The following is a 24,048-nucleotide window of genomic DNA, read 5'->3' as shown; positions in this document are numbered from 1 at the left end:
GCAGGCTAGTTCTTGATGACCCTGATCGGCCGCCCCTGGCTGATGAAGGCGTAATGTCCGGCGCCGACGCTGCCAACCATCAGCGCCTCGACCGCAGGCTCGGCGATTTCGCCCGTGGCCGCCCAGTCGACCACGAAATTGGCCCCTGTTCCGCCGCGTACGTCGTTCGCGGCGATCAAGACTTCGATGGTTGCGAACGGTTTTAGCGCAACCGGCGACTTGAGGTAGGTTTCCACCATCTTGCCTGACGTGTCGAAGTACGCGATCCGCTTCAGGATCAGGGGGCGGGTTTCGGAAGCGTTGTGGACGCTGAGCGTGACCGAAAAATCCGCCCGCAGCTTGCCCTGGCTCATCGAGACGCTGGAATAGACAGGCACATAGAATGCGCCGGATACGGCGAGATTTTCCGCAGGCAACGCGGTGAGGGAGGCGGCAAAATTCTGTTCGATGGTCCCGTTCTGCGCGAAGGCCGCCGGGCAATACAGGATCGACAGCGCGGCCAGAATCGCGAAAAGAAGGTGCCTACCACGGCTGTGACACATTGCTTGTTTGACCCCCGCGCCGGGACCTCTAGGTTGGGGCAGGGGGAAGTCCGGAACCATGCACGAGCTTATTCGCGATATCACCTTATGCATCCTGTTCGCCTGGGTGCTCGGCCTGTTGGCGCATTTTTCCCGGCAGCCGCTGATCCTGGCCTACCTTATCGCCGGGTTCGTCATTGGTCCATTCGGCATGGGCTGGGTCAAGTCCCGGGAATCGATCAACGTCATCTCCGAACTCGGCCTGATCTTCATGCTGTTCATGATCGGGCTGGAAATCGACCTGAAGAAGATCGTGCGCGCCGGCAAGGTCATCCTGTTCGCCGCCGGCGGGCAATTGATCGGCGGCGTCCTGCTCGGGATATTGTTCTTTATCGGGATCGGCCTGTCGATGGGCAGCGGGCATTTCGACGCGCTGTATCTGTGCATCGCCTGCGCGCTGTCGAGCACGGTGATCATCGTCAAGGTGCTGTACGAAAAGCGCGAGCTCGACACGCTGCCCGGGCGGATCACGCTCGGCGTGCTGGTGCTGCAGGACATCTTTGCGATCCTGTTCCTGGCGGTGCAGCCGAGCCTGGACAATCTGCAGGTCAGCGTGATCCTGATCTCGATCGCGCGGGTCGGCGCGCTGGTGGCGACCGCGCTGGTGCTCAGCCGCTATGTGCTGCCGTGGCTGTTCCATCAGATCGCACGCCGGCCGGAACTGATTCTGCTCGGCGCGCTGGCCTGGTGCTTTCTGATCGGCGAGATCGCGGAGAGGCTTCACCTGTCGCGCGAGATGGGTTCGCTGGTGGCGGGCGTTTCGCTGTCGACATTCCCCTATGCGCTCGATGTCACCGCCAAGGTGACCACGCTGCGCGACTTCTTCATCACGCTGTTCTTCGTCGCCCTCGGCATGACGATCCCGATCCCGGGGGCGTCGGTGATCGGGCTGGCGCTGATGATTGCCGCCTTCACGGTGGTCAGCCGCGTAGTGACGACGTTTGCACCGCTCTATCTGATGAAGCAGGGCCTGCGCGCCAGCCTGCTTCCGGCGATCAATCTGGCGCAGATCTCGGAATTTTCGCTGGTCGTGATCCAGACCGGCGTCACCGCAGGCCACATCACGACCGAGACGTCGAGCGCGGCGTCGTTCGCCTTCGTGGTTCTGGCGGTTGTGAGCACCTTCGTGATGGCGCGCAGCGATCAGGTGACGCGCGGCCTGATCGGTCCCTTGAAGCGGATGGGTCTGCGCGATCTCGATCACAAGCATGACGCCGAAGCCGGGCATGAGGGCGGCCACGGGGAGGCACGCCGGGTCGTCATCCTCGGTTTCTTCCGTGCCGCAAGCGCGCTGCTGGCCGAGATCGAACAGCGCAATCCGGCGGCTCTCGACCAGATCACGGTGATCGATTTCAATCCGCTGGTGTTCCGGACCTTGACGGACCGTGGCATGCACGTGGTCTACGGCGACATCAGCAATGTGGATACGCTGGTGCATGCGGGCGTCGGCAAGTCCGAACTGATCATCCTCAGCATCCCGGACTCGCTGTTGAAGGGCGCCGACAATGAAAAGCTGGTCCGGCATGTCCGCTCGTTGAACCCGACCGCCAAGATCGTCGCGACCGCCGAGATCCTGGCCGACGTCAACGACCTCTACGACGCCGGGGCCGACTACGTGACGGTGACCAGGCTCAGCGACGCTCATGAACTGTACAAGGTGATCGAGGCCGCCCAGGCCGGGCTGCTCGAAGACAAGCGCGCCGAGACCGACGCGCTGCTCAGCGAGCGCCGCGAGGTACTGCCGTAGAAATGGGCTAGCGTAGCCCGGGCGCGCGTTCGCGCGACCCGTCGGCTCCATCCGGGCCACGGGCTTCGTTCGGGCCGGCATCCAGGTATGCCTGCGGGCGACGTTCTGCCCTGCGTATTGACGCTGGCGCAGACCAAGGAGTCCGGCTAATGCACTGGCTGAAGATAGCGAGATTTTGAGAAAATGGCCGATACGATCCAGGAAGTTCTGCAAGCCTTTGCCAAGGGTGAACTCGTCGTCGTTACCGACGATGACGACCGGGAGGGCGAGGGCGATTTGATCGTCGCGGCCTCGCTCTGCACCGCGGAGAAGATGGCATTCATCATCCGCCACACCTCCGGCATCGTCTGCGCGCCGATCACCACCGACGACGCCCGCAGGCTGCGGCTCGATCCGATGGTGGCGCATAACGAGTCCAACCACACCACCGCCTTCACGGTCTCGATCGACTACAAGCCCGATGGCGGCACCGGCATTTCGGCGGACGAACGCGCCTCCTGCTGCCGCGCGCTCGCCAATCCGAACGCCGGCGCCAATGATTTTGCCCGGCCCGGCCACATCTTCCCGTTGATCGCCCGCGACGGCGGCGTGCTGCTACGCTCCGGCCATACCGAGGCGGCCGTCGATCTCTGCAAGCTCTCAGGGCTCCCGCCGGTCGGCGTCATCTCCGAGTTGATGAACGACGACGGCACCGTGATGAAGGGCGAGCAGGTCGCACGCTTTGCCGCCACCCACAAGCTCAAGCATGTCACGATTGCTGACATGATCGCCTACCGCCAGGCGCGCGAGAAGTTGATCGAGCGGGTCGCGACCTTCACCACCGACAGCCCGATCGGGCCGCTGCAGGGCTATGCCTATCGCTCGCCATTCGACGAGATTGCGCATGTCGCGTTCGTCTACAACGACATCGGCGACGGCAAGAACGTTCTGACGCGGCTGCACAAGCCGAACATCGTCAAGGATCTCTTCACCGGCCAGGCGCGCATGCAGATCGTGCTGAACCATTTCAAGGATGCCGGCCGCGGCGTGCTGGTCTATCTGCGTGACGGCGCAGCCGGAGTTCCCGTCGAGCCGGTCGGCGAACAGAAATCGGCGGAGGCCGATCGCAACCGGCAATGGCGTGAAGTCGGCGTTGGCGCCCAGATCCTGCGTGACCTCGGCATCACTTCGATCCGGCACCTGACCCAGTCGGTGCACGATTACAAGGGACTGTCCGGTTTCGGCATCGAGATCGTCTCGAACGAACGGCTGGAAGACTAGCGTTCGTCATCCGGTCAACCACCCAATCCAATTGCGCTTCGGCCGATAGCGCATTAATTTGGCCGGCAATTTCCATGAGGACAGTGATGCGAAAGGGATTTTCATGAGCGTGCGGCCTCAAACCAAGGACAAGCCGACTGCTGCGGGTTTCCAGTGGGACGATCCGTTCCTGCTCGACGAACAGCTTACCGAAGACGAGCGCATGATCCGCGACACCGCGCGCGCCTACGCGCAGGACAAGCTGCAGCCGCGCATCATCAAGGCCTATCTCGAAGAGAAGACCGACCGCGAGATATTCAACGAGATGGGCGAACTCGGCCTGATCGGTATCACGCTGCCGGAGGAGTATGGCTGCGCCAACGCGAGCTACGTCGCCTATGGCCTGGTGGCGCGCGAGATCGAGCGCGTCGATTCTGGCTATCGCTCGATGAACTCGGTGCAGTCGTCGCTGGTGATGTATCCGATCTACGCCTATGGCGACGAGAACCAGCGCAAGAAATACCTGCCCAAGCTCGCCACCGGCGAGTGGGTCGGCTGCTTCGGCCTGACCGAGCCGGATGCCGGCTCCGATCCGAACGGCATGAAGACCCGCGCCGAAAAGGTGGCCGACGGCTACCGGCTGACCGGCAGCAAGATGTGGATTTCCAACGCGCCGATCGCCGACGTCTTTGTCGTCTGGGCGAAATCCGCCGCGCATGACAACCAGATCCGCGGTTTCATTCTCGAGAAGGGCATGAAGGGCCTGTCGGCGCCGAAGATCGGCGGCAAGCTTTCCTTGCGCGCCTCCATTACCGGCGAGATCGTGATGGACGGCGTGGTGGTGCCGGAGGACGCGCTGCTGCCCAACGTGTCCGGCCTGAAGGGCCCGTTCGGCTGCCTCAACCGCGCCCGCTACGGCATTTCCTGGGGTGCGCTGGGCGCTGCCGAGGACTGCATGCACCGTGCCCGCCAGTATACGCTCGACCGCAAGCAGTTCGGCCGGCCGCTGGCGGCCACCCAACTGGTGCAGAAGAAGCTCGCCGACATGGAGACCGAAATCGCGCTGGGCCTGCAGGCCTCGTTGCGCGTCGGCCGCCTGATGGACGAGGGCAAGTTCGCGCCGGAGATGATCTCGATCGTCAAGCGCAACAATTGCGGCAAGGCGCTCGACATTGCGCGCGTGTCCCGCGACATGCACGGCGGCAACGGCATCCAGATCGAGTACCACGTGATGCGCCACACCGCGAATTTGGAAACCGTGAACACCTATGAAGGCACCCACGACGTCCACGCCCTGATCCTGGGCCGTGCGATCACGGGCATTCAGGCGTTTTCGTAAAGCGCGTTGCGAGGAATCCCGGACGTGACTTCATTTTTCCGCTGTCATCGCCCGCCTTGTGCGCAATTGCGCACTGGGGCGGGCGATCCAGTACGCCGCGGCCTCTCGTTTCATCTCGAACGTCGGCGTTTACTGGATACCCCGCCTTCGCGGGGGATGACGACTGAGCATGTGTCGCGACGCCGCATAGGAACTCCCCATGGCCGACAACGACGACATTCCGTTCAACCGCGACTTTCCGCTCAAGCCGGGTGTCGTCGATGAAGCCCGCCCCGGCGTGCGGCGCGTTCTCTGCAATAATCCGAGCCCGTTCACCTTCACCGGCACGGTCAGCTACATCGTAGGCCAAGGCAATGTCGCGATCATCGATCCCGGACCGGATGACGAAGCGCATGCCAAGGCGCTGCTTGAGGCCGTGCGCGGCGAGACGGTGACGCATATTCTGGTCACCCATACCCACCGTGACCACTCGCCGAACACGGCGCGGATCAAGGCCGCCACCGGCGCGCCTGTTTATGCCGAGGGCCCGCATCGCGCCTCGCGGCCGCGCTTCGAGAGCGAGAAACACAATCCGGAGTCAGGTGCCGACCGCGATTTCAGGCCCGACATCGAGGTCAAGAACGGCGACGTCATCGAGGGGCAGGGCTGGGCGCTGGAGGCGGTGGCGACCCCCGGCCACACCGCCAATCATCTGGCGTTCGCGTGGCCTGAGCGAAAGGTCAACTTCGTCGGCGATCACGTGATGGGATGGTCGACCTCGATCGTCGCACCGCCGGACGGATCGATGATCGACTACATGGCCTCGCTGGCGCGGCTGGAAGCCCGCGAGGAGGATCTGTATTTTTCAGGCCATGGGCCGGAGATTCCGGAAGGACCGCGTTACGTCCGTTTCCTGACCCGGCACCGGCAGGCCCGCGAAGCCTCGATCCTGCATCGGCTTGCCAAGGGCGAGGCCGACATCCCGACCATGGTGCGCGCGATCTATATCGGCATCGACCCGCGGCTGACCAACGCCGCCGGCTATTCCGTGCTGGCCCATCTGGAAGATCTGGTCACCCGTGGGATCGTGGCGACCGACGGCGATCCGGTGATCGGCGGAACGTACCGGATGGCGAATTAAGAGTAGCGAAAAGGATAGGGCGCCAGGGCATGGACTCGTGCCGCGCTGCGGCCTGTCATGTCGCGGCGGAACCTGGGGCGGTGACGGCGAGCGTTCTCTCGCGGCGCAGGCGGCGGCCGTTCAGTACAATGCCGATGAAACTGTAACGCACCAGCAGCTGATAACTCGCCAACATCACGGGAAGGGCGACCACGAGGATGATCGCGAACTTGATCGGCCAAGGCCAGTCGAGGCGGGATACCGCGACCTGCAGCGCCATCACGATCGGCATGTGGATCAGATAGAGCCAGTAGGATGCGTCGGCGAGATAGCGCCGCACGGGGCTGAAGCCGGACATGAAGCGCAGCGCGAGGCCGATAGCCGCGAATGTCGTGGTCCAGATCGCCAGCGCGTAGACGATGGCGCCGGTTACTCTGATCGTGCCGACGCCGATCGGTATCGACCGCACGTCGGGCAGGCTCGGCACGAGGGCAAGGGCGAAGCTTATCGCGATCAAGCCGATCGCGAATGCGAGGTTGATGAGCCAGCGTTTCTCCAGGATCCGCAGCAAATCGATCTGACGATTCAGTAACCAGCCAAAGCCGAACGCGGTGCCGAACCCGATCAGCGCCTGCAGGTTGGTGATAAGGGATTGATTCGGCGTTCGCACGCCAAGCCAACCCACCCATGTCGGATCGAGGCTGAGGGCGATGCCGATCGGCACGGCCAGGATCGCCGGAGCCAACGGAGTTCGCATGATCCGGGCGATCAGGCGGTCGGCGGAGGTGCGAAGACGGTCGCTCCGGTCGAGCCAGGCGACGCCGCTGCGCAGCAGCAACGTGGCCGCATAGAGCTCCAGCAGGACATAGAGGAACCAGAGATGGGTCAGGGGAAAGCTGGGCAGCACCGGCGGCCAGCTCGGCTCGCCTGGAATCGGACCGCCGTTCGGAAAACCCGCGGCCCAGAACACGACCATACCCATCACCGCGAACAGGATCGGCCAGGCGACCACGAGCGGCCCCCCTATCCGCTGCATCCGATCCTTGATGAAGCCCCAGGGGCCGCGTCGATGGAAACTCATATGTGCGAAGAAGCCTGCCATCAGAAAGAAGGTTGTCATCCGGAACACGTGGATTGCGAAGAACAGCAGCGCCAGGGTGATGCTGGGATGAGTGTCCTGGATGATCCAGAACCTCGTTTGCGCCGGAACGAATGAGAGAGTTGCGTGCAGGACGATGCCGAGCAGCAGGGCAAAGCCCCTGACCGCATCAAGGGCGTGCAGCCGTTCCGGAGTTGGACCGACGTCGGTTGCGCTGGGCATGGAAGGCCTCAAGGATCGTTGCCGGGGAATCCTGAGGCTTTTCTGCCTGATCGCGCCAATCCGCTCTTGCCCGATCCGGAATTCGGCTAGCCGATTTTTCAGCGGGACTGGCCGATTTTGAAGTTTCTGTCGCTTTCGGATGCAGCGACTGGCGATTGGGCCAGCGCGTGGCGCCGAAATTCGGTCGGCGTCATGCCGGTATCGGCTTTGAAGGCGCGGTTGAACGGTCCAATCGACTGGAATCCGGCGTCCATCGCGATGGTCAGCACCGGGACGTCCCTTTGGTTCGGGTCGGACAGCGCAGCTTTGGCATCGTCGATGCGGTAGCGATTGAGGAACGCGTTGAAGTTGCGATAGCCCAACCCCTCGTTGATCACTTGCCGGAGCCGGTACTCCTGCAGGTCGAGCCTGACCGCCAGCGCGCCTATCGAAAGACCTTCCTGCCGGTAGATGCGCTCCACGGTCATCAGATTGTCGAGGCGGCGCAGCAGAATCGGGGCTACCTGGTCGCGATGATCGCCGTCACGGGTTCCAACTTGGGTTTCGCGGGGCGTGTCGCCGGATACTATTGCTGCCGTAGCCTGCATCGCGGCAGTGGTTGCGTTCGCGCCGAAAAGGCCCCAGCCGCCCAACATCGCCAGCACGAACAGGCTGAGTGAGCTGGCAAGGCTGCCGGGCGCGCCCGCGCCGGCAACGGGGACCGAGGTCGAGGTAAAGCCCGACCCAGCGACAAGAGCGATAAAGACGAGATTTATCACGACGACCGCAATTCTCAGCCGGCGCCGCCGGGCGACCAGATCGGCGCGCCAGGTCTTGACCGTCTGTATTGCGACGGAGAGCGCCAATACCAGAGATATGATCGACAAAACCTTGGCGCCGTTCCTTGCGAGTGCTGGCCAACTTGTCCAGGTCAGGGATACCGAGAATCCGATGCCGGCAACGGCCAGCCACAAGGCGCCATGCCGCAGCCTCAGGATGAAATCGTCATCGAAGGTCGCCCGCGCCCAGAGCCAGAACACGACGGATTGCGCGGACAGGATGGGCAGCGTCCACCAGAATGATGATTTCGGGATGAACGGCGCGGTCGCGATCGCATAGGCCGCGCCACCGGCTGCCATGGCCATGCCGAGGAGGATGTTTCGGTTGGTTGGCCGCAGCTGCAACAGCACCAGCACCATCATCAGGAATAAACCGCTCGCCGCGCCGCGAAGCCCGAGATCAAGCGCTGTGAGACTCATGTCATTCACAGTTCAGATTTTCCTGTTCGAGACCCCTAATCTCGCATCCGCCTCGCGCCCGGACAATCTTAAATCGCAATCGCGATCCTGCGGTTCTGGAATGCCTGCTTTCGTGCGGCAATTCGAGCGTAAGCGGACATTGGTCGGGACTGGTGATCATGAGTGCACGGCGTGGCGTGTCCCCACTCGCTGTTCGCCATTCGCTATTTCTTCACCGTCTTCGCTGGCGCCTTGGCCGGCGCCTGCGGCTTCTTCTGCGCCGGTTTGGCGTTGTCGACGGCCGAATTGATGTCCTCGATCAGCTTGGAGACGCGTGCGGCGTTGCTGCCGAGGTCGCTTTCGAAATAGCGCGAGGAGGAGCGGATATCGACGCGCGATTCCTCGCCGTCGGGCGTAATGCGGATCGAGATGTCCTCGCGGAAACCCATGATCGGCGTCCGTGCCACCGCTTCGATACGGCCGATGCGGCGCGGCAGCTGCGGCGGCCGTTCATCGATCACGAGCCATTTGCGCTTGTTGACCAGCGCCAGCGTCACCTCATAGGCCCGCTGCGGCGGGACTTCGAGCTCCACGGTCTCGATCTCGGGATACGCGACCCGCTGCTGTTCGGCCGAATAGAGCCCGGCATAGACCGCCGGGTTGGCGCCTTCGCCGCTGCGCAGCCGCGCCAGCGCCTCGAAGCGCGGCGGATCGATCGGGTCGGTGGTGATGTCGTGGATCGGCGGCAGCTTGCGGTATTGCAAAGCAAGGTAGGCCGGGTAGGCGAGCAGGACGGTACTGATCAGGAACGCCAGCAAGATCCGGCCCATGCCGCGCGATCCGTTCTGCCAGATCGCGGCAAAGGCAGCGAGGCCGACCAGGATCGAAAGCACGGCGCAACCCAGCGCGCCGAAGAAGGTCGCCAGCGCGGGCTTCATCTCCAGGAAGCCGAAACGGACGATGAGGATCGAGACCACCACCGCGACCACGGCAAAGATGGCGAGGTTGCGCGACCAGGTGGCGAGGCTGGACACGGGCTCCGACTGGTAGGGAGCGGAAAACCTTCGGGCCATTGGTAAATCTGCCGGGTTGGAGTCTGTCTGACCGGGCGGGCAGCCGGGCTGCAAACTCGCAACTTGAGACCACGGCAGGGCGCGAATTTCAAGGTTTGCGCGCTATACTTCTTGTGTGACGCGTTTTCTTGACGCGAACCGGGTGTCCACTTCGCTCGAAAACGCTGCTAATCGGCCAATGCAGGGGCTGCAGCAACCTTGCCGGTTAACTATCCCTGTAAATTGATTATTAGTTGTAGATTGAAGTCGGTCCAACTTTCGTCTACCTCTTGCCGCCGGGTTGTCGTATTTGCCGTTACACGGGACTGTCCTGCACGGGACACGGCGAACACCAACCCAAAGGGGAAACGGCGGGTGTCAGCCGCAAGCGCTGCAGGATGATCTCAACTGCCGGTCCTTGTTACCGGGCGGAGCCGCAAAGAGCGGTTGCGCCCATCCGGAGTTTCAGGGATCATCGTATAGGGCGCAATCGGCATACGTCCGCGAGGCTGGTGGATAGCCTCATTGGGGCGAGTGTTCAGTATGAGTGATGCAAAGCACGAAGGATATCTCGGTCCGAACGATCCGGAATACTATGCGCCGCGCGAGCTGAGGGAGCAGCGGGCAACCGGCGAGCAGCCGAGTCCGTCGCTCGTGCAGAACGACGGGTGGCGTCCGCGAATGCCGACGGAAGGACCGAACTTGCAACCAATTGGCAAGCCTCCACGCCGCCAGGATTCCGAAATGTTCACCAAGGCTGTCGCGCAGGCCATGCAGGAGGCGCGGGACATGGCGCCGGTCGAAGCGCCGTCCGTGCTCCGCGACCTGTCAGGGCGGCGCGCGCTGCTCCAGCAGGTTATCCGCTTTTCGATCGCTGTGGCGATTGCAGCGAGCATCGCGACGCTTCTGGTCATGGCCATTCCGTCTTCGCAACGCCCCGCCGGCCAGGACAATGCGTCGCTTGCGGCCGCCTGGCAGTCGGTAAAATCGTCAGTTACCCCGGCGCCGCAGCCGCCGGCACCACAGAAGCGTACGGCGACCCTTGCCGTGCAGGACGGCAGCGGCTTCGCCAATGATCCCGTGCCGCTCGGAATTCACGTCGGCGCTCCACCGCCCGGCGCATTCGTATCCATTAACGGACTGACGGCCGGCGCACGGCTGACGTCCGGAAAGCGTGTTGGTTCTGAGTGGCGCGTGCCGGCGACGGAGATTTCCGGCGTTTCGGTCATTCCGCCGGAAGGCTTCGCCGGCCAGATGCTGGTCACCGCGGAATTGCGTGACGGTGACGGCGTGGCTCTCACCGGCACCTCGACGCGGCTGACCTGGCAGGCAGCTGCGCCAAGCCTTGCTGCGATAGCGCCAAGGGCCGTCGCGCCGCCGCCGGTTGCCGTGGCGCCGCCGCCGCCGGTTGCCGTGGTGGTGCCGCCGCCGGTTGTCGTGGCGCCTCCGGTCGCCGTGGCCGCGGCCGTGCCGTCGGCGATCCCGACCCCGCCGCAGGCGGACGTCGTGCGCAGCCTCGATGCGAGAGAAGTCGCTGCCCTGATCAAACGCGGACAGGATCTGCTCGCCGGCGGCGACGTCCAGTCGGCGCGGCTGTTGCTGATGCGCGGCGCCGAGGCGCGGGATGCGCGGTCGGCCTTGCTCGTCGGCACGACCTACGATCCGGCGATGCTCAGGCAACTCGGCGCTGACGGGTTGGCGGACGCCGCCCAAGCCCGCATCTGGTATCAGCGGGCCAAGGAATGGGGCGAACCCGACGCGCAGCGAAAGCTGGAAGCGCTGGCGCTCTCGCGCTGATTCGACGCGGCGCGTCGCACGCGCCCGTCAATCTCCCGATCATGTGAGCCAGGCGGCCGATCCGACGCGTCTGTGACGGGTCGAGCCAGCCCGGCGACCGGCGTGCAGCAGGAATTGCGGCTCACCGCCCATTGTCGAACTGCGACACCATAAACTCGGTGAACGCCTTCACGCGTGGAGTGCGGTGACGGCCGGGCACGGTCACGACATGAATCGGAAACGGCTCGCTCAGATGGGCATCCATCAGCAGCGGGACGAGCGCGCCCTCCCGGAACGCGCGCCCGACCACGAAATCCGCCAGTCTCGCAATGCCGAGCCCTGCTACCGCAGCATCGAGCAGCAGGTCGGCATTGTCGCTTGCAAAGGTGCCTGAGATGGCGAGCCGGTTGATGCCTTCATCGGTGTGGAACGGCCATTGGTTGAACTGCCCAAACCCAGTCAGCGTCAGGCAGTTGTGCTGCAACAGATCGGCGGGCACGCGCGGCGAGCCGTATTTCTTCAGATAGATCGGACTCGCGCAGATCAGGCGTCTGGCGTCAGTGATCTTGCGCGCTATGAGGGTCGAGTCACCGAGCCATCCGGAGCGGATGGCTATGTCTGCCTGCTCGGCGACGAGATCGATTTGCCGGTCCGAAACAAGAAGCTCGACGGTGATCTGCGGGTAGCGCGCGAGGAAGAGCGGAAGCAACGGACCGAGTGTCTGTTTGGCATAGGCCGTTCCGACACTGATCCTCAAATGGCCGCGCGGAGCTTGGCTTCCCGCCGTTATCTCGGCTTCCGCAGCCTCGATCGATGCAAGTATCTCCCGGCTCCGGGCGACAAAAAGTTCGCCTTCAGCGGTCAAAGCCAGACGGCGCGTGGTTCGCGTCAGCAGACGGACGCCCAGCCGGTCCTCGATGCGGGTCACGAGTTTGGAGAGCGCTGAAGGCGTGATCCCGAGATCGCCGGCCGCCGCAGCGAAGCTGCCACGCTCGATCACACGCACAAAGGCATTCATCTCGGCAGAGGCGCTATTCATGAATTCTATTCACGAGTAAAATGAAATTATAGTCGATTATCAACATATGAGAAAGGAATAAGTTGAAGCCGTCAACTCATGGAGACGCAGACAATGTCAGCGGAAGAGAATTGGAGCGGCGATCCAAGGCAGTCGGGCAGCAGTGATGCTGTCCTCCGCCATACCAATGGCAGTATCGATATCGGGGTGTACGCAGCGATTGCGCACCGTCAGCGCGCCGCAGCCATGACGTCTTCGATGCTATCAGCAGTTCGAATGATACGCGAAGCTTGGGCGGCAATTGCGGTGCGCCGTTCTCTCCAGCATCCTGCCGTGGGGAAACGCTGCGTTTGATATCGAGATATCGACGGCGCGCTCCGAGGGATTTCCTCAGTGAAGCTGCCGAAAAATTACAACCGTCCAACCAGCCACGCCGGCGTGCGATCTCATTCACGCCGGCTCCTGTTTGGGCTGTCCCTCCCGGCACGGGAGGGACAGATTTGGTTCACGCCGCGGCGTTCGGGAAGCGGTAGCTCTTGAACTGTTCGCGCAACGCGGTCTTCAGGATCTTGCCGGTTGCGGTGTGGGGAATGCCTTCGACGAAAGCGACGTCGTCGGGCATCCACCATTTGGCGATCTTGCCGTCCATGAATTTCAGGATGTCCTCGCGGGTCGCTTTCTGGCCGGCCTTGAGCTGGACGATCAGAAGCGGGCGCTCGTCCCATTTGGGATGATAGACGCCGATCACGGCCGCTTCCGCGACCGCGGGATGGCCGACTGCGAGGTTTTCCAGATCGATCGACGAAATCCATTCGCCGCCGGACTTGATGACGTCCTTGGAGCGGTCGGTGATCCGCATATAGCCGTGCTGGTCGATGGTCGCGACGTCGCCGGTGTCGAAGAAGCCTTCGTCGTCGAGGATATCTGCATCGACCTTGAAATAGGCCTTGGCGACCGCGGGCCCAGCCACCTTGAGGCGGCCGAAAATCTTGCCGTCCCACGCCAGTTCCTTGCCGGCATCGTCGGTGATCTTCATCTCGACGCCGAATGGCGGATAGCCCTGGGTCTGCAGGATGTCGAGCCGCTCCTCGCCGGTGAGTTCGGCAAACGGCGGCTTCAGCGCGGCGACGGTGCCGATCGGGCTCATCTCGGTCATGCCCCAGGCGTGACGCACGCGAATGCCCATGTCGACGAACGACTTAATCATCGAGCGCGGCATCGCCGAGCCGCCGCACACCACGCTCTTGAGGTGGGGCAATTTCAGATTGCCGGCCGCCATGTGGTTGAGGAGCATCAGCCACACGGTCGGCACGCCGGCGGTGTGCGTGACCTTCTCGGTGTCGAGGAGTTCGTAGACCGAAGCGCCGTCGAGCTTGGCGCCCGGCATCACGAGCTTGGTGCCCATCGAGGGCGCGGAGAACGCGATGCCCCAGCTGTTGGCATGGAACAACGGCACCACCGGCAGCATTGTCTCTGCGGCGCTGGTGCCGAGGGCGTCGACATTGTTGGCCATCAACCCGTGCAGCACGTTGGAGCGGTGCGAATACAACACGCCTTTCGGATCGCCTGTGGTGCCCGAGGTGTAGCACATCGCGGCTGCGGTATTTTCGTCAAAGTCCTTCCATTTGAACTTGCCGTCGGCTTCTGCGATCCAGTCCTCATAGGCGACCGCGTTCTTCAGCGTGGTCTGCGGCATGTTCGCCTTGTCGGTCAGCACAATGTAGCGTTCGACGCTCGGCAGGCTGGCGGCGATCTTTTCCAGGATCGGCACGAAGGTGATATCGACCATCACCACGCGGTCTTGCGCGTGGTTGATGATCCAGGCGATCTGGTCGGGGAACAGCCGCGGATTGACGGTGTGGCAGATCGCGCCGATCCCCATGATGCCGTACCAGGCTTCGAGATGACGCCAGGTATTCCAGGCGATGGTGGCGACGCGGTCACCAAGCTTGATGCCGTCGCGGTCAAGCCGTTGCGATACTTTCAGCGCGCGTGCATGAATTTCGGCGTAATTGGTGCGATGAATGGGACCTTCGATCGAACGCGTGACGACCTCTTGCGTGCCGTGGTACTTCGCCGCGTGTTCGATAATCCGATGGCAAAGCAAAGGCCAGTCTTGCATCAATCCGAGCATACGCACTTCCCTCCGATGGTTTATTCGTTGCCGCACGATCCGCCGACTGTACGGGCGGATCGGGGGTTGGGTTCATGGAATTGACATGAACTTTACCGCGCAGAACGCAAGCCGGAAATGGTCTTATGGCGCCTTTCGCCGCATCGAACCGGCCATGGTTACCGTTGCCGCGGTGGCGCTCCTGCTTGGCATGCCAGCCCGGCCAGCGATGGCGGCGAAAGCGTCCCGCTCGGCGCCATGGGCTGACCTGTTAAGGGATGCATCGCCAAAAGAACGGGCGACGCCGCGCCGCGCGGCGGTGCCGCTGCCGATGCCGCGCCCTTCCGAGGCCCCCTCAGCCGAGCGCGACGAGCCGGACAAGGAGCAGCAGGCGTCGCCCCCCAACGGCAAGCCCGACCGGCGGGCTGCGCCCGCGCCGCAGCCCACGCCACAGCCGTCGGCCTGCCGGCTGGCGCTGACGGACGAAGTCGCCATCGCGCCCAGTATCCCCGACATCAAGGGCGCCGGCGGCTGCGGGGGCGAGGATCTGGTGCGGCTGGAGGCGATCGTGCTGCCGGACAAGCGGCAGGTTTCGGTGAAGCCGGCGGCGATCCTGCGCTGTAAGATGGCGGCAGCACTGGCCGGCTGGATCCGTAGTGATATCGCGCCGCTGGCGGAGCGCCTCGGCACCGCCATCTCCAATCTCGACAATTTCGATTCGTTCGAGTGCCGCGGCCGCAACCGCATCGTCGGCGCCCAGCTTTCCGAACATGGCCGCGCCAACGCGCTCGACGTTCGTGCCTTCAAGTTCGCCGACGGCAGCACGATCTCGCTGACCGACCGCACCGTGCCGAGGGGATTGCGCGAAAGTGTGCTGCATTCCGCCTGCACGCGGTTCTCGACCGTGCTGGGTCCCAGCTCGGACTGGTACCACGAGGACCATATCCATCTCGACCTGATGGAACGGCGAAACAATTACCGGATCTGCCAGTGGGACGTGTTGGACCCGCTGCCGCAGAAAGCGCCGCTATTGCCGGCCGAGCGGCCCGAGGAAGCGCCGCCGCGCGAGGTCGCCGCCAAGCCGGACGACGCCAAATCTGGTGCCAAGTCTGATGCGAAGCCTGGTGCCAAGTCTGGTGCCAAGTCTGATGCAAAGTCCGATGCCGAGTCGGACGCCGAAAAATCCAATGCCGAGAAGCCGGATGAGGCCGAGCCGCCGCGCGAGGAGAAGCCTGCAAAGAAAAAGCGCCGGCAAAACCGGCGCTCTTGATCTTCGGCTGCGGTGCAACCGGCAGTGGCTACTGGGCCAACGCGCCGCTGTTGCCGCCGCCCTGCAGCGCCATTTTGGAATTGTACGGCGAGTCACCCTGCTTGGGATCGAGCACGACGACAACCGTGCCCTGCTTCACCCGGCTGTAGAGGTCGATGACGTCCTCGTTGGTCATGCGGATGCAGCCAGACGAGATCGAGGCGCCGATATATTCCGGCTGGTTGGTGCCGTGGATGCGGAACAGCGTGTCCTTGTTGCCCTGGTAAAGGTAGAGCGCGCGGGCGCCGAGCGGATTGTCGACACCGCCGGGCACCGAGGCGGGCAGGCCTTCGATGCGCTTGTGGATATCGGCCGTGGGCGTCCATTTCGGCCATTCCGCCATGTTGCCGACCTTGGCGATGCCGGAGAACGCGAGAGCTTCCTCGCCGACGGTGACGCCATAGCGGATCGCCTTGCCGCTGTCCTGGACCAAATAGAGGTAATGATTATCGGAATCGACCACGATGGTACCGGGCAGTTCCTTGCGGTGATAGTCGACGATGGCGCGGCGGAACGGCTCTGCCGGCGGCACCACGGCATAGCGCGCCTTGGCGAGCTGGGCCTTGTCGTTCGGCTTGAGGGTGGCTTCAGGGGCGGCCTGATACGTCGTTGCCGGCATGCAACCGGACAACGCAAGGCCGACGGCGAACAACCCCAGGATTACTTTCATCGACGACATGGCGTACTTCCAATCGAAAGTCTTGCGTTCGCAGCAACAATCTTGCGGCCCAAACGCGACGATTCCATTAATCCCATTATCCGCAAAAGCCGGCGCTTATGCCAGCGTTTGCACGCCGGTTTCGCGCTGCGGAAGCGCGGCTGTGGCTTTTATGCCGCAACTTTTGCGACTTCCGGTTGATTTCAGGGCCGGGAGTGCACCGGGGCCCAAGCGTGGCCGCGCGAGCGCCGCCTCACCGCCACAAATATGGATCGGCGGTTAATGCGCCGGTCATGAAGCGCTTGCCAGAATCGGATTTAGTGCCGCTGGCTAGCTATGGCGTTTTCAAGCGAAGTAGGTACCGGTTCGCGTCAAGAAGGCGCGTCTAGACGAGAGACTGCCGCCCTGTTCCGGAGTTGCCCATGTTTTCGGTGTTTGTTCCCTCCGAATCCGCCCTGAAGAAGCTCCCGGCCGTGGATCCGGCGCTGTTGCCGGACAATGCGGTCTGGGTCGACCTGTTGAACCCGACGATGGAGGAGGACCGCGCGGTCGAGCGGCTGGCCGGGATCGCGGTGCCGACCCGGGAAGACATGCAGGAGATCGAGATTTCCAGCCGGCTCTATATCGAGAACGGCGCCCGCTACATGACCGCGACCCTGATGTGCCAATCCGACACCGATATGCCGAAAACGACGCCCGTCACCTTCATTTTGGCCGGTCACCGCCTGGTCACGGTGCGGTACGACGAGCCGAAGCCGTTCGCCCTTGTTGAGCATAAGCTGGCGCGCTCATGCGTGCCGGGCATATCGGGTGAAATGGTGATGATGGAACTGCTGGACGCGGTGATCGACCGCTGCGCCGACATTCTGGAGCGCGCCGGCGCCGAGGTCGATCAGGTCTCCCACGACATCTTCGAGCCCGAAAGCGAGCGCCACGGCCAGGCCAAGCGATATTCCCAGATCCTGATCGCGATCGGGCGCAAGGGGGATTTGACCTCCAAGGTCCGCGAGAGTCTGGTCTCGATCGGCCGTGTCGTCACTTTCCTGTCGGCGGTGGTGGAAGGCGCCAAATGGTCCAAGGACATGCGCGAGCAACTCAAGACCATGCAGCGCGACGTCGTCTCGCTGACCGACCATTCGTCCTATCTCTCCAACAAGATTACCTTCACGCTCGACGCCATGCTCGGCGTCGTCAATCTCGAGCAGAACAACATCATCAAGCTGTTCTCGGTGATGGCCGTCGTCCTGATGCCGCCGACGCTGATCGCCTCGATCTACGGCATGAACTTCAAGGCGATGCCGGAACTCGAATGGGCGCACGGCTATCCGATGGCGCTCGTCATGATGCTCATGGCAGCCGTGCTGCCGTACTTCCTCTTCAAGTGGAAGAAGTGGTTGTAAACCAGCGGTTCCCCACGGTTCCGCACCTGCGAAGATCCGCTCAACTCCACCGCTAAAATTTGAGCAGTGCGCTGAACGAATGATCGAAACTTGTCTGCGATAACGTGTATCTCAGGCCGCGAGGATCCCATGGTTGAGAAACTCATAATGTCGCCACGCAACGTCATCGATCTGGCGCGCTATCAGCAGGGCCGTAGCGGTGGCAAGGCGCAGGCGTTCTCGACGCGGCTTTGCCGGCACTGCGGTGCTGTGCTGGCGGACGGCGAGAACGAAGACGAGTGTTCGAGCACGTTCAATCTCGATGCGGCGTCTACTCCGCGCACGGCGCAACGAAAGTTTTACGCGGAGTGAACGGCGAGCCGCGCGTGAAGTCGTGTAGGGTGGGCAAAGCGTAGCGTGCCCACCAAGCAGCGCGGCCGGTGATAGATGGTGGGCACGTCGCTAGCGCTCCTTTGCCCACCCTACGAGATCGTCACTTCCTACACGTGCTGCCCGCCGTTGATGTGGATCTCGGCGCCGTTCACATACGAACTGGTTTCCGTGCACAGCACATAGATGATCTTCGCCACCTCGTCCGGCGTGCCGAGCCGATGCATCGGAATTTGCTGCTCGACGATCTTCTCGGTGCCCGGCGACAGGATCGAGGTGTCGATCTCGCCCGGCGCGATCGAATTGACGCGGACGCCGACGCGGCCGAAATCGGACGCCATTTCCCGTGTCAGTGAAGCAAGCGCCGCCTTCGAGGTCGCATAGGCGACGCCCGCGAACGGGTGCACGCGCGAGCCCGCGATCGAGGTGACGTTCACCACCGCGCCCTTGGCGTGCTTCAATTCCTCGATCAGGCCGCGCGCCATCATGATCGGCGCAAAGAAGTTGACACGAAAAACGTGGCTCCAGGTTTCGATGTCGGTGTCCATGGTGCTGAGCCGGCCGCCGTCCGGCGCCTTCGGCGAGATCGCGGCGTTGTTGACCAGGGCATGCAGCTCGTCGTTCTCCAGCCGCTTGCGGATCTCCGAAATCGCGCGCGTCGTGTCGGCGTGATCGGCGAGGTCGACCTCGATGTGGTCCTCCGGTCCGGCGCCCCACGGGCAGACTTCCGGAAAAGCATGCCGCGAGCAGGTGATGACGCGCCAGCCGGCCGAAGAGAACCGGATCGCGGTGGCGTGGCCGATGCCACGGCTGGCGCCGGTCAAGAGCAGCGTGCGCCGCGGCGCGTTGGATGAAGAGGGCATGCAGGTCTTTCAGCTTTGAATAGCGTCTAGGCTCGTGGCATCAGGGATAGAGCCGCACCTTGCTCCAGGCTTGCGCCGGCGCATCGCGGCGGAATTCGATGCGGTCGTGCAGGCGGAACGGGCGGTCGTGCCAGAATTCGAAACGTGTGGGGTGGATGCGCCAGCCGCTCCACCCCTGCGGGCGCGGCACTTCGCCGATCACGTATCTGGCGGCGACCAGCGCGATCGCCTGCTCGAAGGCAAAGCGGCTTTCCAGCGGCTGCGACTGCTTGCTGGCCCAGGCGCCGATCTGAGCCTGCTTTGGCCGCGTGGCGAAATAGGCGTCGGCTTCCTCATCCGTCACCGGCGACACGTTGCCGCGGATGCGGACCTGACGGCGCAGCGACTTCCAGTGAAATAGTAAAGCCGCCTTAGGATTTGCGGCGAGTTCACGGCCCTTCTGGCTGGCGATGTGGCTGTAGAACACGAAACCATCCGCATCATAGCCCTTCATCAGCACCATCCGGAGATCCGGCAGCCCGTCAGGGTCGACGGTCGCCAGCGCCATCGCGTTGGGATCGTTCGGCTCGGACTTCACGGCTTCCGCAAACCATTCGGCGAACAGCGCAAACGGTTCCTCGGCCGCGGTAAAATCACCCGATGTTAACGGTGCCGGGTGTTTGATGGAGGTCGTGTCCGTCATGGCAGGAGTCCCAGTTGCGTATCCTCGCGTCCCAGAGCGCGTTGCAGCCCCGGTACGGGCTCGCCCTATATAGGGTATGGGAACGCGTTGGCCTATCGGCGATCGGGGCGAGCGGCGCCGTGATGAGCTTGATTTTGATCGGTCTCAGCTCGGGCGGCTGCAGCCTGTCGCGCCCGGACGCCTACGCCAAGATGGGCGCCGCCGACGTCACGGGTTCGCTGGGCAAGCAACAGGGCGCCCCGCCGGCGCCGACCGAGAGCGATCTCGCCTTCGCGCGCACCGCCGCCTCCGACGTGCTGACCAAGGGCGACAAGGATTCAAGCCAGCCTTGGGAAAACCCGGAGACCGGCGCGCGGGGTTCGGTGACGCCGCTGTCCCAGGCCTATTCCGCCGAAGACGGGCGCACCTGCCGGGATTTCCTGGCAAGCTACGTCAACGGCCGCGTGGAAAGCTGGCTGCAGGGCGCTGCCTGCAAGGCCGGCCACGGCCGATGGGAAATCCACACGATCAAGCCCTGGACGCGAGGATAAGGCCTAAAAGGATTTTCAAGCGAAGCCTTCCAGGTAGTTGCAAAAATGCAACTGGCTCCCCAGATGAAGCCAAAGCGGGCGAATTGTCCTAAGCTTCCATAAACCGAATTCCCGTGAAGGAGACCTGACGGATGCGCGACCCCTATGAGGTCTTGGGGGTGCCGCGGGGCGCCAGCGCTGCGGCGATCAAGAGCGCCTATCGCAAGCTCGCCAAGAAGCATCACCCCGACAGCAACAAGAACGATCCGAAGGCGGCGGAGCGTTTTTCCGAGATCAATTCGGCCAACGAGATCGTCGGCGACGAGGACAAGCGCAAGCAGTTCGACCGCGGCGAGATCGACGCCGAGGGCAAGCCGCGCTTTCAGGGCTTTCCCGGCGGTGACCCGCGCGGTCGCGCCGGTGGAGCTGGTGGCTTCGAGTCCCACAGCTTCCGCACCGGTGGCGGTCCGGGCGGCGCTGGAGGGGCGGGCTTTGAAGATATCCTCAACAGCATGTTCGGTGGCGCGGCGAGGGGTGGACGTCCCGGCGGCGGCCGGACCTTTGAATTCAATACCGGCGGGATCGGCCTCGATCTCGATCTGAATGTCGCGATGACGGTGTCGCTGGAGGAGTCGGTCAAGGGCGGGGAAAAGCGCGTCCGCCTGCCGACCGGCAAGGAGCTCAACGTCCGGATTCCGGCAGGCGTCACTGCCGGCCAGCAGATCCGGCTGAAGGGCCAGGGCGAAACCGCGCCGGGCCACCCACCGGGCGATCTCCTGATCACCGTCAGCATCGCCCCGCATCCGTTCTTCAAGGTCGATGGCAGCGATCTGCGCATCGATCTGCCGATCACGCTGTATGAGGCGGTGTTGGGCGGCAAGGTCCGGGTCCCGACGCTCGGCAGCGCGGTCGAACTTTCAATTCCGAAAAATACCTCCAGCGGCCGCACCTTCCGCCTCAAGGGCAAGGGTCTGCCCAAGGCGGGGGGGACCGGGGACCTGTTCGTCTCCACCCGAATTATTCTGCCCGACGGGAACGATGCCGAGCTTGAGGCATTGATGGAAAAGTGGCGCGACGGCCACCCCTATAATCCGCGCAGCGATTTCGGCTGAGTCGAGTGATGATTCGGCCGCGATTCGCGGCACGAGAACACGCGTCTGGCAGTACGGGGCTTGGCGGATTCTTCCCGAGAAATCGGCCTAATTCCTGGAAAACAAAGGGTTTTCTGGAAAAAGGGGCGGCCTCGAAAGGGGGACCAGCGCGGTACCAAACCCCGATCGAGGCCGCTTGCGCCGATCGGCGGATCGAACGCTACTCATTTTCGCGTGATCACCCGGTGCTTTAATGAGACGAGCTGGTGTTTTGATTCCAGATTTTCGATGTCAGAATTGGGACAAACGGCCTGAAGTCGCCTGGAGCCCCACTCCGATGCAATCGGAACGGGGCTTTGGATTGTTATTTTGACGGGTTTTCTTGACGCGAACCGATCTCCACCCCGGATCAAGTCCGGGGCAGGCTTTCGCTGGAAAACGCTCTATCCGCCCTTCTTTTCCATCTGATCGTAGACCGCCTGGGCGATCTGGGTCAGCCGTCCGCGGTCGGCGCCGGTAGACACCACGGCATAGACGACGCCGTCATCGGCCCAGAACAGCGTGCTTTCATTGCCTTCCGCCGCGAAGCGCATCTGGGTCGCCTCGGCGTCCGATTTGGCGGTGTAGATCGTGAAGCGTTCGCCGGAGGCGCTCTCATACATCATGAAGGATGCTGGACCCGCGGAGCTCGGCAACAGCCGCCCGCCGACCAGCTTCAACCCGGCCCCCGCCAGTTCGGGCGCGCGGACGACCCAGCCGCAGCGCTTGGTGAGCCATTGCTGCAGATGGCTGCGTTCATTGCCCGGCACCTCGACGGGGTGGCGTACTTCCACCACGTAAAGCCGGTGCGCTTCGATCGCGTGCACTGTCAGATTTTGGAAGGGGGAGGGCCCTGCCGTCGCGCCGCGCGCGAACCAGCCAACGCTGCCGCCAACGATGAACGCCGCCAGCGTGGCCGCGATCGCGCCGTAGACCCATTTGCGCGGCTGTCGCACCAGCCGCTCGATCTCAAGCCGCTTCGGTACTGCCTCGTCGATCACCGAATCGTATCTGGCATGCAGCGCTTCGGCCATCGTGCGCCACGAATGCACCCGCGCGGCATCGTCGGGATGCGAGGCGAGCCACGCCTCGACATCGCCGCGGCGTTCCGCCGGCAACTCGTTGTCGACGTAAGCATGCAGCTCGTCTTCGGTGACGGGAATGTGGGGATCGGTCATTGTCGTCGTCTCTGTCCATTCCTGGTCTGTCTGTGCATCACGCCTGTCACTCGCATCTTCATTTCACCCGCCGCAGCGCCGTGCGTTCGCCCTCGAGCGAAGCTTTGACATGCGCGCGTGCACGGGCAAGCCGGGACATTACGGTGCCGATCGGTACGCCCTGGATGTCGGCGACCTCGCGGTAGCTCAGCCCTTCCAGCATCACCAGCAGCAGCACCGAGCGCTGTTCTTCCACCAGTGTCGCCAGCGCGCGGGCGATATCGCGGCCCTCGGCTTCGGTGCCGCTGGCGTCCGGGTTGTTGTCGAGCAGCGGCATGAATTGCGGCCGCCGCGCCAGCGACCGCCGCCGGTTCTTGTTCAAATTGGTCAGGATCGTATAGAGCCAGCTCCTGACGTCGCCGCCGAGAAACAGTTTTTCCGAACGCAACGCACGCACCAGCGTATCCTGCACCAGATCGTCGGCGATGTCGGCATCGCGCGCGAGCGCGCGCGCGTAGCGACGGAGCGCCGGAATCATGGCTTCGACACTTTGACGAAACGCGGTCATCGGCACCAGATTGCAAAGGGTTGTCCGGCGCGAACGCCTTACCGAACATAACACCCAATCGGCGTGTCTATTCCAGCCATTGAGGCCTACCCGAAACAGCGTTAATCCGGAAGCCGATTTAGGCTCGACCGCGCCGGAGTGCTGGTGTACCTCCAAGCCTCGATGGAAGGAATTAGCCTGATAGTCCGATGCCTACGCCCGTGATCTACTACATCCGCCATGGCGAGACGTCGTGGAATGCGGAAGGCAGGCTGCAGGGCACGCAGGACGTCCCGCTGAACGATCTTGGCCGCAGGCAGGCGGCTCATGCCGGCAATGTCCTCGCGAACCTCCTCAAGCGCGATAGCCGCGACAAGTCTTCGCTGCCGTTCATCGCAAGCCCGCTGCAGCGGGCGCGGGCCACGATGGAATTGGTGCGCGGCGCCTTGAAGCTGCCGCCGGAAAAATATGCGCTCGACGATCGCCTGCGCGAGATCGGCTACGGCGTTTGGGAAGGCTCGACGCTGGCCGAGATGCAGGCCGCTGATCCCGTGCTCTATGCCAGGCGGCTGACGGCGAAATGGACGATGGCCCCCGAAGGCGGCGAGACCTACGCGGAAGTGCAGGACCGGATGCGCAACTGGTACGATTCCGTCGATAGCGACACCGTGGCCGTGGCCCATGGCGGCACGGCGCGGGCGCTGATGGTGGCGCTCGGCATCGAAACGCCGAAGAGCGCCGCCGACCTCCTGATCGAGCAGGGCGCGGTCTACGTGTTCCGCGACGGCGGGCTGAAGAAGTATAGTTAACCAGTCTCCGTCATGCCCGGGCTTGTCCCGGGCATCCACGTCCTTTCGCCCGACGTTGAGAGCAAGACGTGGATGGGGACAAGCCCGGCCATGACGGTTGAAAGGACATTTGA

Annotated in this window: 22 protein-coding genes; 11 read left to right on the top strand and 11 right to left on the bottom strand. The window is 63.3% G+C overall.

Translation table 11 applies throughout. From position 1 onward, the window contains the following. Window positions 1-5: 5 nt before the first annotated feature. The gene (locus ACVWVY_RS40475; protein WP_456631613.1) at window positions 6-542 is read right to left on the bottom strand and encodes a DUF3124 domain-containing protein; all 537 of its coding nucleotides are present in this window, start codon (window positions 540-542) and stop codon (window positions 6-8) included. A gap of 58 nt (window positions 543-600) precedes the next feature. Here ACVWVY_RS40475 and ACVWVY_RS40470 point away from each other — a divergent pair, with 58 nt between their 5' ends. The 4 genes from ACVWVY_RS40470 (at window position 601) to ACVWVY_RS40455 (ending at window position 6,026) form a co-directional block, all read left to right on the top strand. Continuing rightward, window positions 601-2,328, top strand: a complete 1,728-nt coding sequence (locus tag ACVWVY_RS40470; RefSeq protein ID WP_456631612.1) for a cation:proton antiporter — start codon at window positions 601-603, stop codon at window positions 2,326-2,328. 183 nt (window positions 2,329-2,511) lie between these two features. Next, window positions 2,512-3,588, top strand: a complete 1,077-nt coding sequence (ribB, locus tag ACVWVY_RS40465) for a 3,4-dihydroxy-2-butanone-4-phosphate synthase (protein ID WP_456631611.1) — start codon at window positions 2,512-2,514, stop codon at window positions 3,586-3,588. 103 nt (window positions 3,589-3,691) lie between these two features. Then, the gene (locus ACVWVY_RS40460; RefSeq protein ID WP_456631610.1) at window positions 3,692-4,906 is read left to right on the top strand and encodes an acyl-CoA dehydrogenase; all 1,215 of its coding nucleotides are present in this window, start codon (window positions 3,692-3,694) and stop codon (window positions 4,904-4,906) included. A 199-nt stretch (window positions 4,907-5,105) separates the two neighbouring features. Further along, the gene (locus tag ACVWVY_RS40455) at window positions 5,106-6,026 is read left to right on the top strand and encodes an MBL fold metallo-hydrolase (RefSeq protein WP_456631609.1); all 921 of its coding nucleotides are present in this window, start codon (window positions 5,106-5,108) and stop codon (window positions 6,024-6,026) included. A gap of 55 nt (window positions 6,027-6,081) precedes the next feature. Here ACVWVY_RS40455 and ACVWVY_RS40450 read toward each other — a convergent pair whose 3' ends face one another. The 3 genes from ACVWVY_RS40450 to ACVWVY_RS40440 form a co-directional block, all read right to left on the bottom strand. Further along, window positions 6,082-7,326 (bottom strand): acyltransferase family protein, encoded by a 1,245-nt coding sequence (locus ACVWVY_RS40450; RefSeq protein WP_456631608.1) that lies wholly within the window; start codon window positions 7,324-7,326, stop codon window positions 6,082-6,084. 98 nt (window positions 7,327-7,424) lie between these two features. Next, entirely contained in the window at window positions 7,425-8,573 is a 1,149-nt protein-coding gene (locus tag ACVWVY_RS40445; RefSeq protein WP_456631607.1) for a helix-turn-helix domain-containing protein, read from the bottom strand. Window positions 8,574-8,767: 194 nt separating this feature from the next. Next, on the bottom strand, window positions 8,768-9,616 hold the full coding sequence (locus ACVWVY_RS40440; RefSeq protein ID WP_456631606.1) for a DUF1499 domain-containing protein: 849 nt from the start codon (window positions 9,614-9,616) through the stop codon (window positions 8,768-8,770). Between the two features lie 522 nt (window positions 9,617-10,138). Between ACVWVY_RS40440 and ACVWVY_RS40435 the strand changes: the two genes are divergently transcribed. Then, window positions 10,139-11,392, top strand: a complete 1,254-nt coding sequence (locus ACVWVY_RS40435; RefSeq protein WP_456631605.1) for a hypothetical protein — start codon at window positions 10,139-10,141, stop codon at window positions 11,390-11,392. 121 nt (window positions 11,393-11,513) lie between these two features. Here the strand turns inward: ACVWVY_RS40435 and ACVWVY_RS40430 are convergent, their stop codons facing one another. Further along, window positions 11,514-12,410, bottom strand: coding sequence for a LysR substrate-binding domain-containing protein (locus ACVWVY_RS40430; protein ID WP_456631604.1), 897 nt, complete (start codon window positions 12,408-12,410; stop codon window positions 11,514-11,516). Window positions 12,411-12,894: 484 nt separating this feature from the next. Then, window positions 12,895-14,523 carry a fatty-acid--CoA ligase gene (locus ACVWVY_RS40425; RefSeq protein WP_456631603.1) on the bottom strand — a complete coding sequence of 543 codons (1,629 nt, stop codon included), beginning with the start codon at window positions 14,521-14,523 and terminating at the stop codon, window positions 12,895-12,897. 85 nt (window positions 14,524-14,608) lie between these two features. Between ACVWVY_RS40425 and ACVWVY_RS40420 the strand changes: the two genes are divergently transcribed. Beyond that, window positions 14,609-15,772, top strand: a complete 1,164-nt coding sequence (locus tag ACVWVY_RS40420; RefSeq protein WP_456631602.1) for an extensin family protein — start codon at window positions 14,609-14,611, stop codon at window positions 15,770-15,772. A gap of 28 nt (window positions 15,773-15,800) precedes the next feature. Here the strand turns inward: ACVWVY_RS40420 and ACVWVY_RS40415 are convergent, their stop codons facing one another. Beyond that, window positions 15,801-16,490: a L,D-transpeptidase gene (locus ACVWVY_RS40415; RefSeq protein WP_456631601.1), complete on the bottom strand. Its 690-nt coding sequence runs from the start codon at window positions 16,488-16,490 to the stop codon at window positions 15,801-15,803. 401 nt (window positions 16,491-16,891) lie between these two features. Between ACVWVY_RS40415 and ACVWVY_RS40410 the strand changes: the two genes are divergently transcribed. Further along, a complete protein-coding gene (locus ACVWVY_RS40410; protein WP_456631600.1) occupies window positions 16,892-17,869 on the top strand; it encodes a magnesium transporter CorA family protein in 978 nt (325 codons plus the stop codon). A gap of 129 nt (window positions 17,870-17,998) precedes the next feature. Beyond that, window positions 17,999-18,220 carry a hypothetical protein gene (locus ACVWVY_RS40405; protein WP_456631599.1) on the top strand — a complete coding sequence of 74 codons (222 nt, stop codon included), beginning with the start codon at window positions 17,999-18,001 and terminating at the stop codon, window positions 18,218-18,220. Window positions 18,221-18,348: 128 nt separating this feature from the next. On the opposite strand, the gene ACVWVY_RS40400 is transcribed toward ACVWVY_RS40405, so the two are convergent. Both ACVWVY_RS40400 and pdxH read right to left on the bottom strand, forming a co-directional pair. After that, the gene (locus ACVWVY_RS40400; protein ID WP_456631598.1) at window positions 18,349-19,101 is read right to left on the bottom strand and encodes an SDR family NAD(P)-dependent oxidoreductase; all 753 of its coding nucleotides are present in this window, start codon (window positions 19,099-19,101) and stop codon (window positions 18,349-18,351) included. Between the two features lie 40 nt (window positions 19,102-19,141). Then, window positions 19,142-19,783: a pyridoxamine 5'-phosphate oxidase gene (gene pdxH / locus ACVWVY_RS40395; protein WP_456631597.1), complete on the bottom strand. Its 642-nt coding sequence runs from the start codon at window positions 19,781-19,783 to the stop codon at window positions 19,142-19,144. A gap of 122 nt (window positions 19,784-19,905) precedes the next feature. On the opposite strand from pdxH, the gene ACVWVY_RS40390 reads away from it, so the two are divergent. After that, window positions 19,906-20,313 (top strand): RT0821/Lpp0805 family surface protein, encoded by a 408-nt coding sequence (locus ACVWVY_RS40390; RefSeq protein WP_456631596.1) that lies wholly within the window; start codon window positions 19,906-19,908, stop codon window positions 20,311-20,313. Between the two features lie 131 nt (window positions 20,314-20,444). Beyond that, on the top strand, window positions 20,445-21,404 hold the full coding sequence (locus ACVWVY_RS40385; RefSeq protein WP_456631595.1) for a DnaJ C-terminal domain-containing protein: 960 nt from the start codon (window positions 20,445-20,447) through the stop codon (window positions 21,402-21,404). Between the two features lie 422 nt (window positions 21,405-21,826). Here the strand turns inward: ACVWVY_RS40385 and ACVWVY_RS40380 are convergent, their stop codons facing one another. Together ACVWVY_RS40380 and ACVWVY_RS40375 are read right to left on the bottom strand one after the other, a co-directional pair. After that, window positions 21,827-22,600, bottom strand: coding sequence for an anti-sigma factor family protein (locus ACVWVY_RS40380; RefSeq protein ID WP_456631594.1), 774 nt, complete (start codon window positions 22,598-22,600; stop codon window positions 21,827-21,829). 58 nt (window positions 22,601-22,658) lie between these two features. Then, window positions 22,659-23,147: an RNA polymerase sigma factor gene (locus tag ACVWVY_RS40375; protein ID WP_426534507.1), complete on the bottom strand. Its 489-nt coding sequence runs from the start codon at window positions 23,145-23,147 to the stop codon at window positions 22,659-22,661. A 188-nt stretch (window positions 23,148-23,335) separates the two neighbouring features. On the opposite strand from ACVWVY_RS40375, the gene ACVWVY_RS40370 reads away from it, so the two are divergent. Then, on the top strand, window positions 23,336-23,935 hold the full coding sequence (locus ACVWVY_RS40370; protein WP_456631593.1) for a histidine phosphatase family protein: 600 nt from the start codon (window positions 23,336-23,338) through the stop codon (window positions 23,933-23,935). Window positions 23,936-24,048: the final 113 nt, after the last annotated feature.

This window comes from Bradyrhizobium sp. URHC0002 (assembly GCF_054059515.1).
Note: the sequence above shows the minus strand (reverse complement) of the source record. Positions and strands in the feature narration are given on the sequence as shown.

What these genes read in the sequence shown, in the direction of transcription:
- ACVWVY_RS40400 (WP_456631598.1), bottom strand. Translation starts at nt 19,101, where the DNA reads ATGCCCTCTTCATCCAACGCGCCGCGGCGCACGCTGCTCTTGACCGGC.
- ACVWVY_RS40430 (WP_456631604.1), bottom strand. Translation starts at nt 12,410, where the DNA reads ATGAATAGCGCCTCTGCCGAGATGAATGCCTTTGTGCGTGTGATCGAG.
- ribB (WP_456631611.1), top strand. Translation starts at nt 2,512, where the DNA reads ATGGCCGATACGATCCAGGAAGTTCTGCAAGCCTTTGCCAAGGGTGAA.
- ACVWVY_RS40440 (WP_456631606.1), bottom strand. Translation starts at nt 9,616, where the DNA reads ATGGCCCGAAGGTTTTCCGCTCCCTACCAGTCGGAGCCCGTGTCCAGC.
- ACVWVY_RS40370 (WP_456631593.1), top strand. Translation starts at nt 23,336, where the DNA reads ATGCCTACGCCCGTGATCTACTACATCCGCCATGGCGAGACGTCGTGG.
- ACVWVY_RS40415 (WP_456631601.1), bottom strand. Translation starts at nt 16,490, where the DNA reads ATGTCGTCGATGAAAGTAATCCTGGGGTTGTTCGCCGTCGGCCTTGCG.
- ACVWVY_RS40390 (WP_456631596.1), top strand. Translation starts at nt 19,906, where the DNA reads ATGAGCTTGATTTTGATCGGTCTCAGCTCGGGCGGCTGCAGCCTGTCG.
- ACVWVY_RS40475 (WP_456631613.1), bottom strand. Translation starts at nt 542, where the DNA reads ATGTGTCACAGCCGTGGTAGGCACCTTCTTTTCGCGATTCTGGCCGCG.
- ACVWVY_RS40460 (WP_456631610.1), top strand. Translation starts at nt 3,692, where the DNA reads ATGAGCGTGCGGCCTCAAACCAAGGACAAGCCGACTGCTGCGGGTTTC.
- ACVWVY_RS40455 (WP_456631609.1), top strand. Translation starts at nt 5,106, where the DNA reads ATGGCCGACAACGACGACATTCCGTTCAACCGCGACTTTCCGCTCAAG.
- ACVWVY_RS40425 (WP_456631603.1), bottom strand. Translation starts at nt 14,523, where the DNA reads ATGCTCGGATTGATGCAAGACTGGCCTTTGCTTTGCCATCGGATTATC.
- ACVWVY_RS40470 (WP_456631612.1), top strand. Translation starts at nt 601, where the DNA reads ATGCACGAGCTTATTCGCGATATCACCTTATGCATCCTGTTCGCCTGG.
- ACVWVY_RS40375 (WP_426534507.1), bottom strand. Translation starts at nt 23,147, where the DNA reads ATGACCGCGTTTCGTCAAAGTGTCGAAGCCATGATTCCGGCGCTCCGT.
- ACVWVY_RS40410 (WP_456631600.1), top strand. Translation starts at nt 16,892, where the DNA reads ATGTTTTCGGTGTTTGTTCCCTCCGAATCCGCCCTGAAGAAGCTCCCG.
- ACVWVY_RS40380 (WP_456631594.1), bottom strand. Translation starts at nt 22,600, where the DNA reads ATGACCGATCCCCACATTCCCGTCACCGAAGACGAGCTGCATGCTTAC.
- ACVWVY_RS40385 (WP_456631595.1), top strand. Translation starts at nt 20,445, where the DNA reads ATGCGCGACCCCTATGAGGTCTTGGGGGTGCCGCGGGGCGCCAGCGCT.
- ACVWVY_RS40420 (WP_456631602.1), top strand. Translation starts at nt 14,609, where the DNA reads ATGAACTTTACCGCGCAGAACGCAAGCCGGAAATGGTCTTATGGCGCC.
- pdxH (WP_456631597.1), bottom strand. Translation starts at nt 19,783, where the DNA reads ATGACGGACACGACCTCCATCAAACACCCGGCACCGTTAACATCGGGT.
- ACVWVY_RS40435 (WP_456631605.1), top strand. Translation starts at nt 10,139, where the DNA reads ATGAGTGATGCAAAGCACGAAGGATATCTCGGTCCGAACGATCCGGAA.
- ACVWVY_RS40405 (WP_456631599.1), top strand. Translation starts at nt 17,999, where the DNA reads ATGGTTGAGAAACTCATAATGTCGCCACGCAACGTCATCGATCTGGCG.
- ACVWVY_RS40450 (WP_456631608.1), bottom strand. Translation starts at nt 7,326, where the DNA reads ATGCCCAGCGCAACCGACGTCGGTCCAACTCCGGAACGGCTGCACGCC.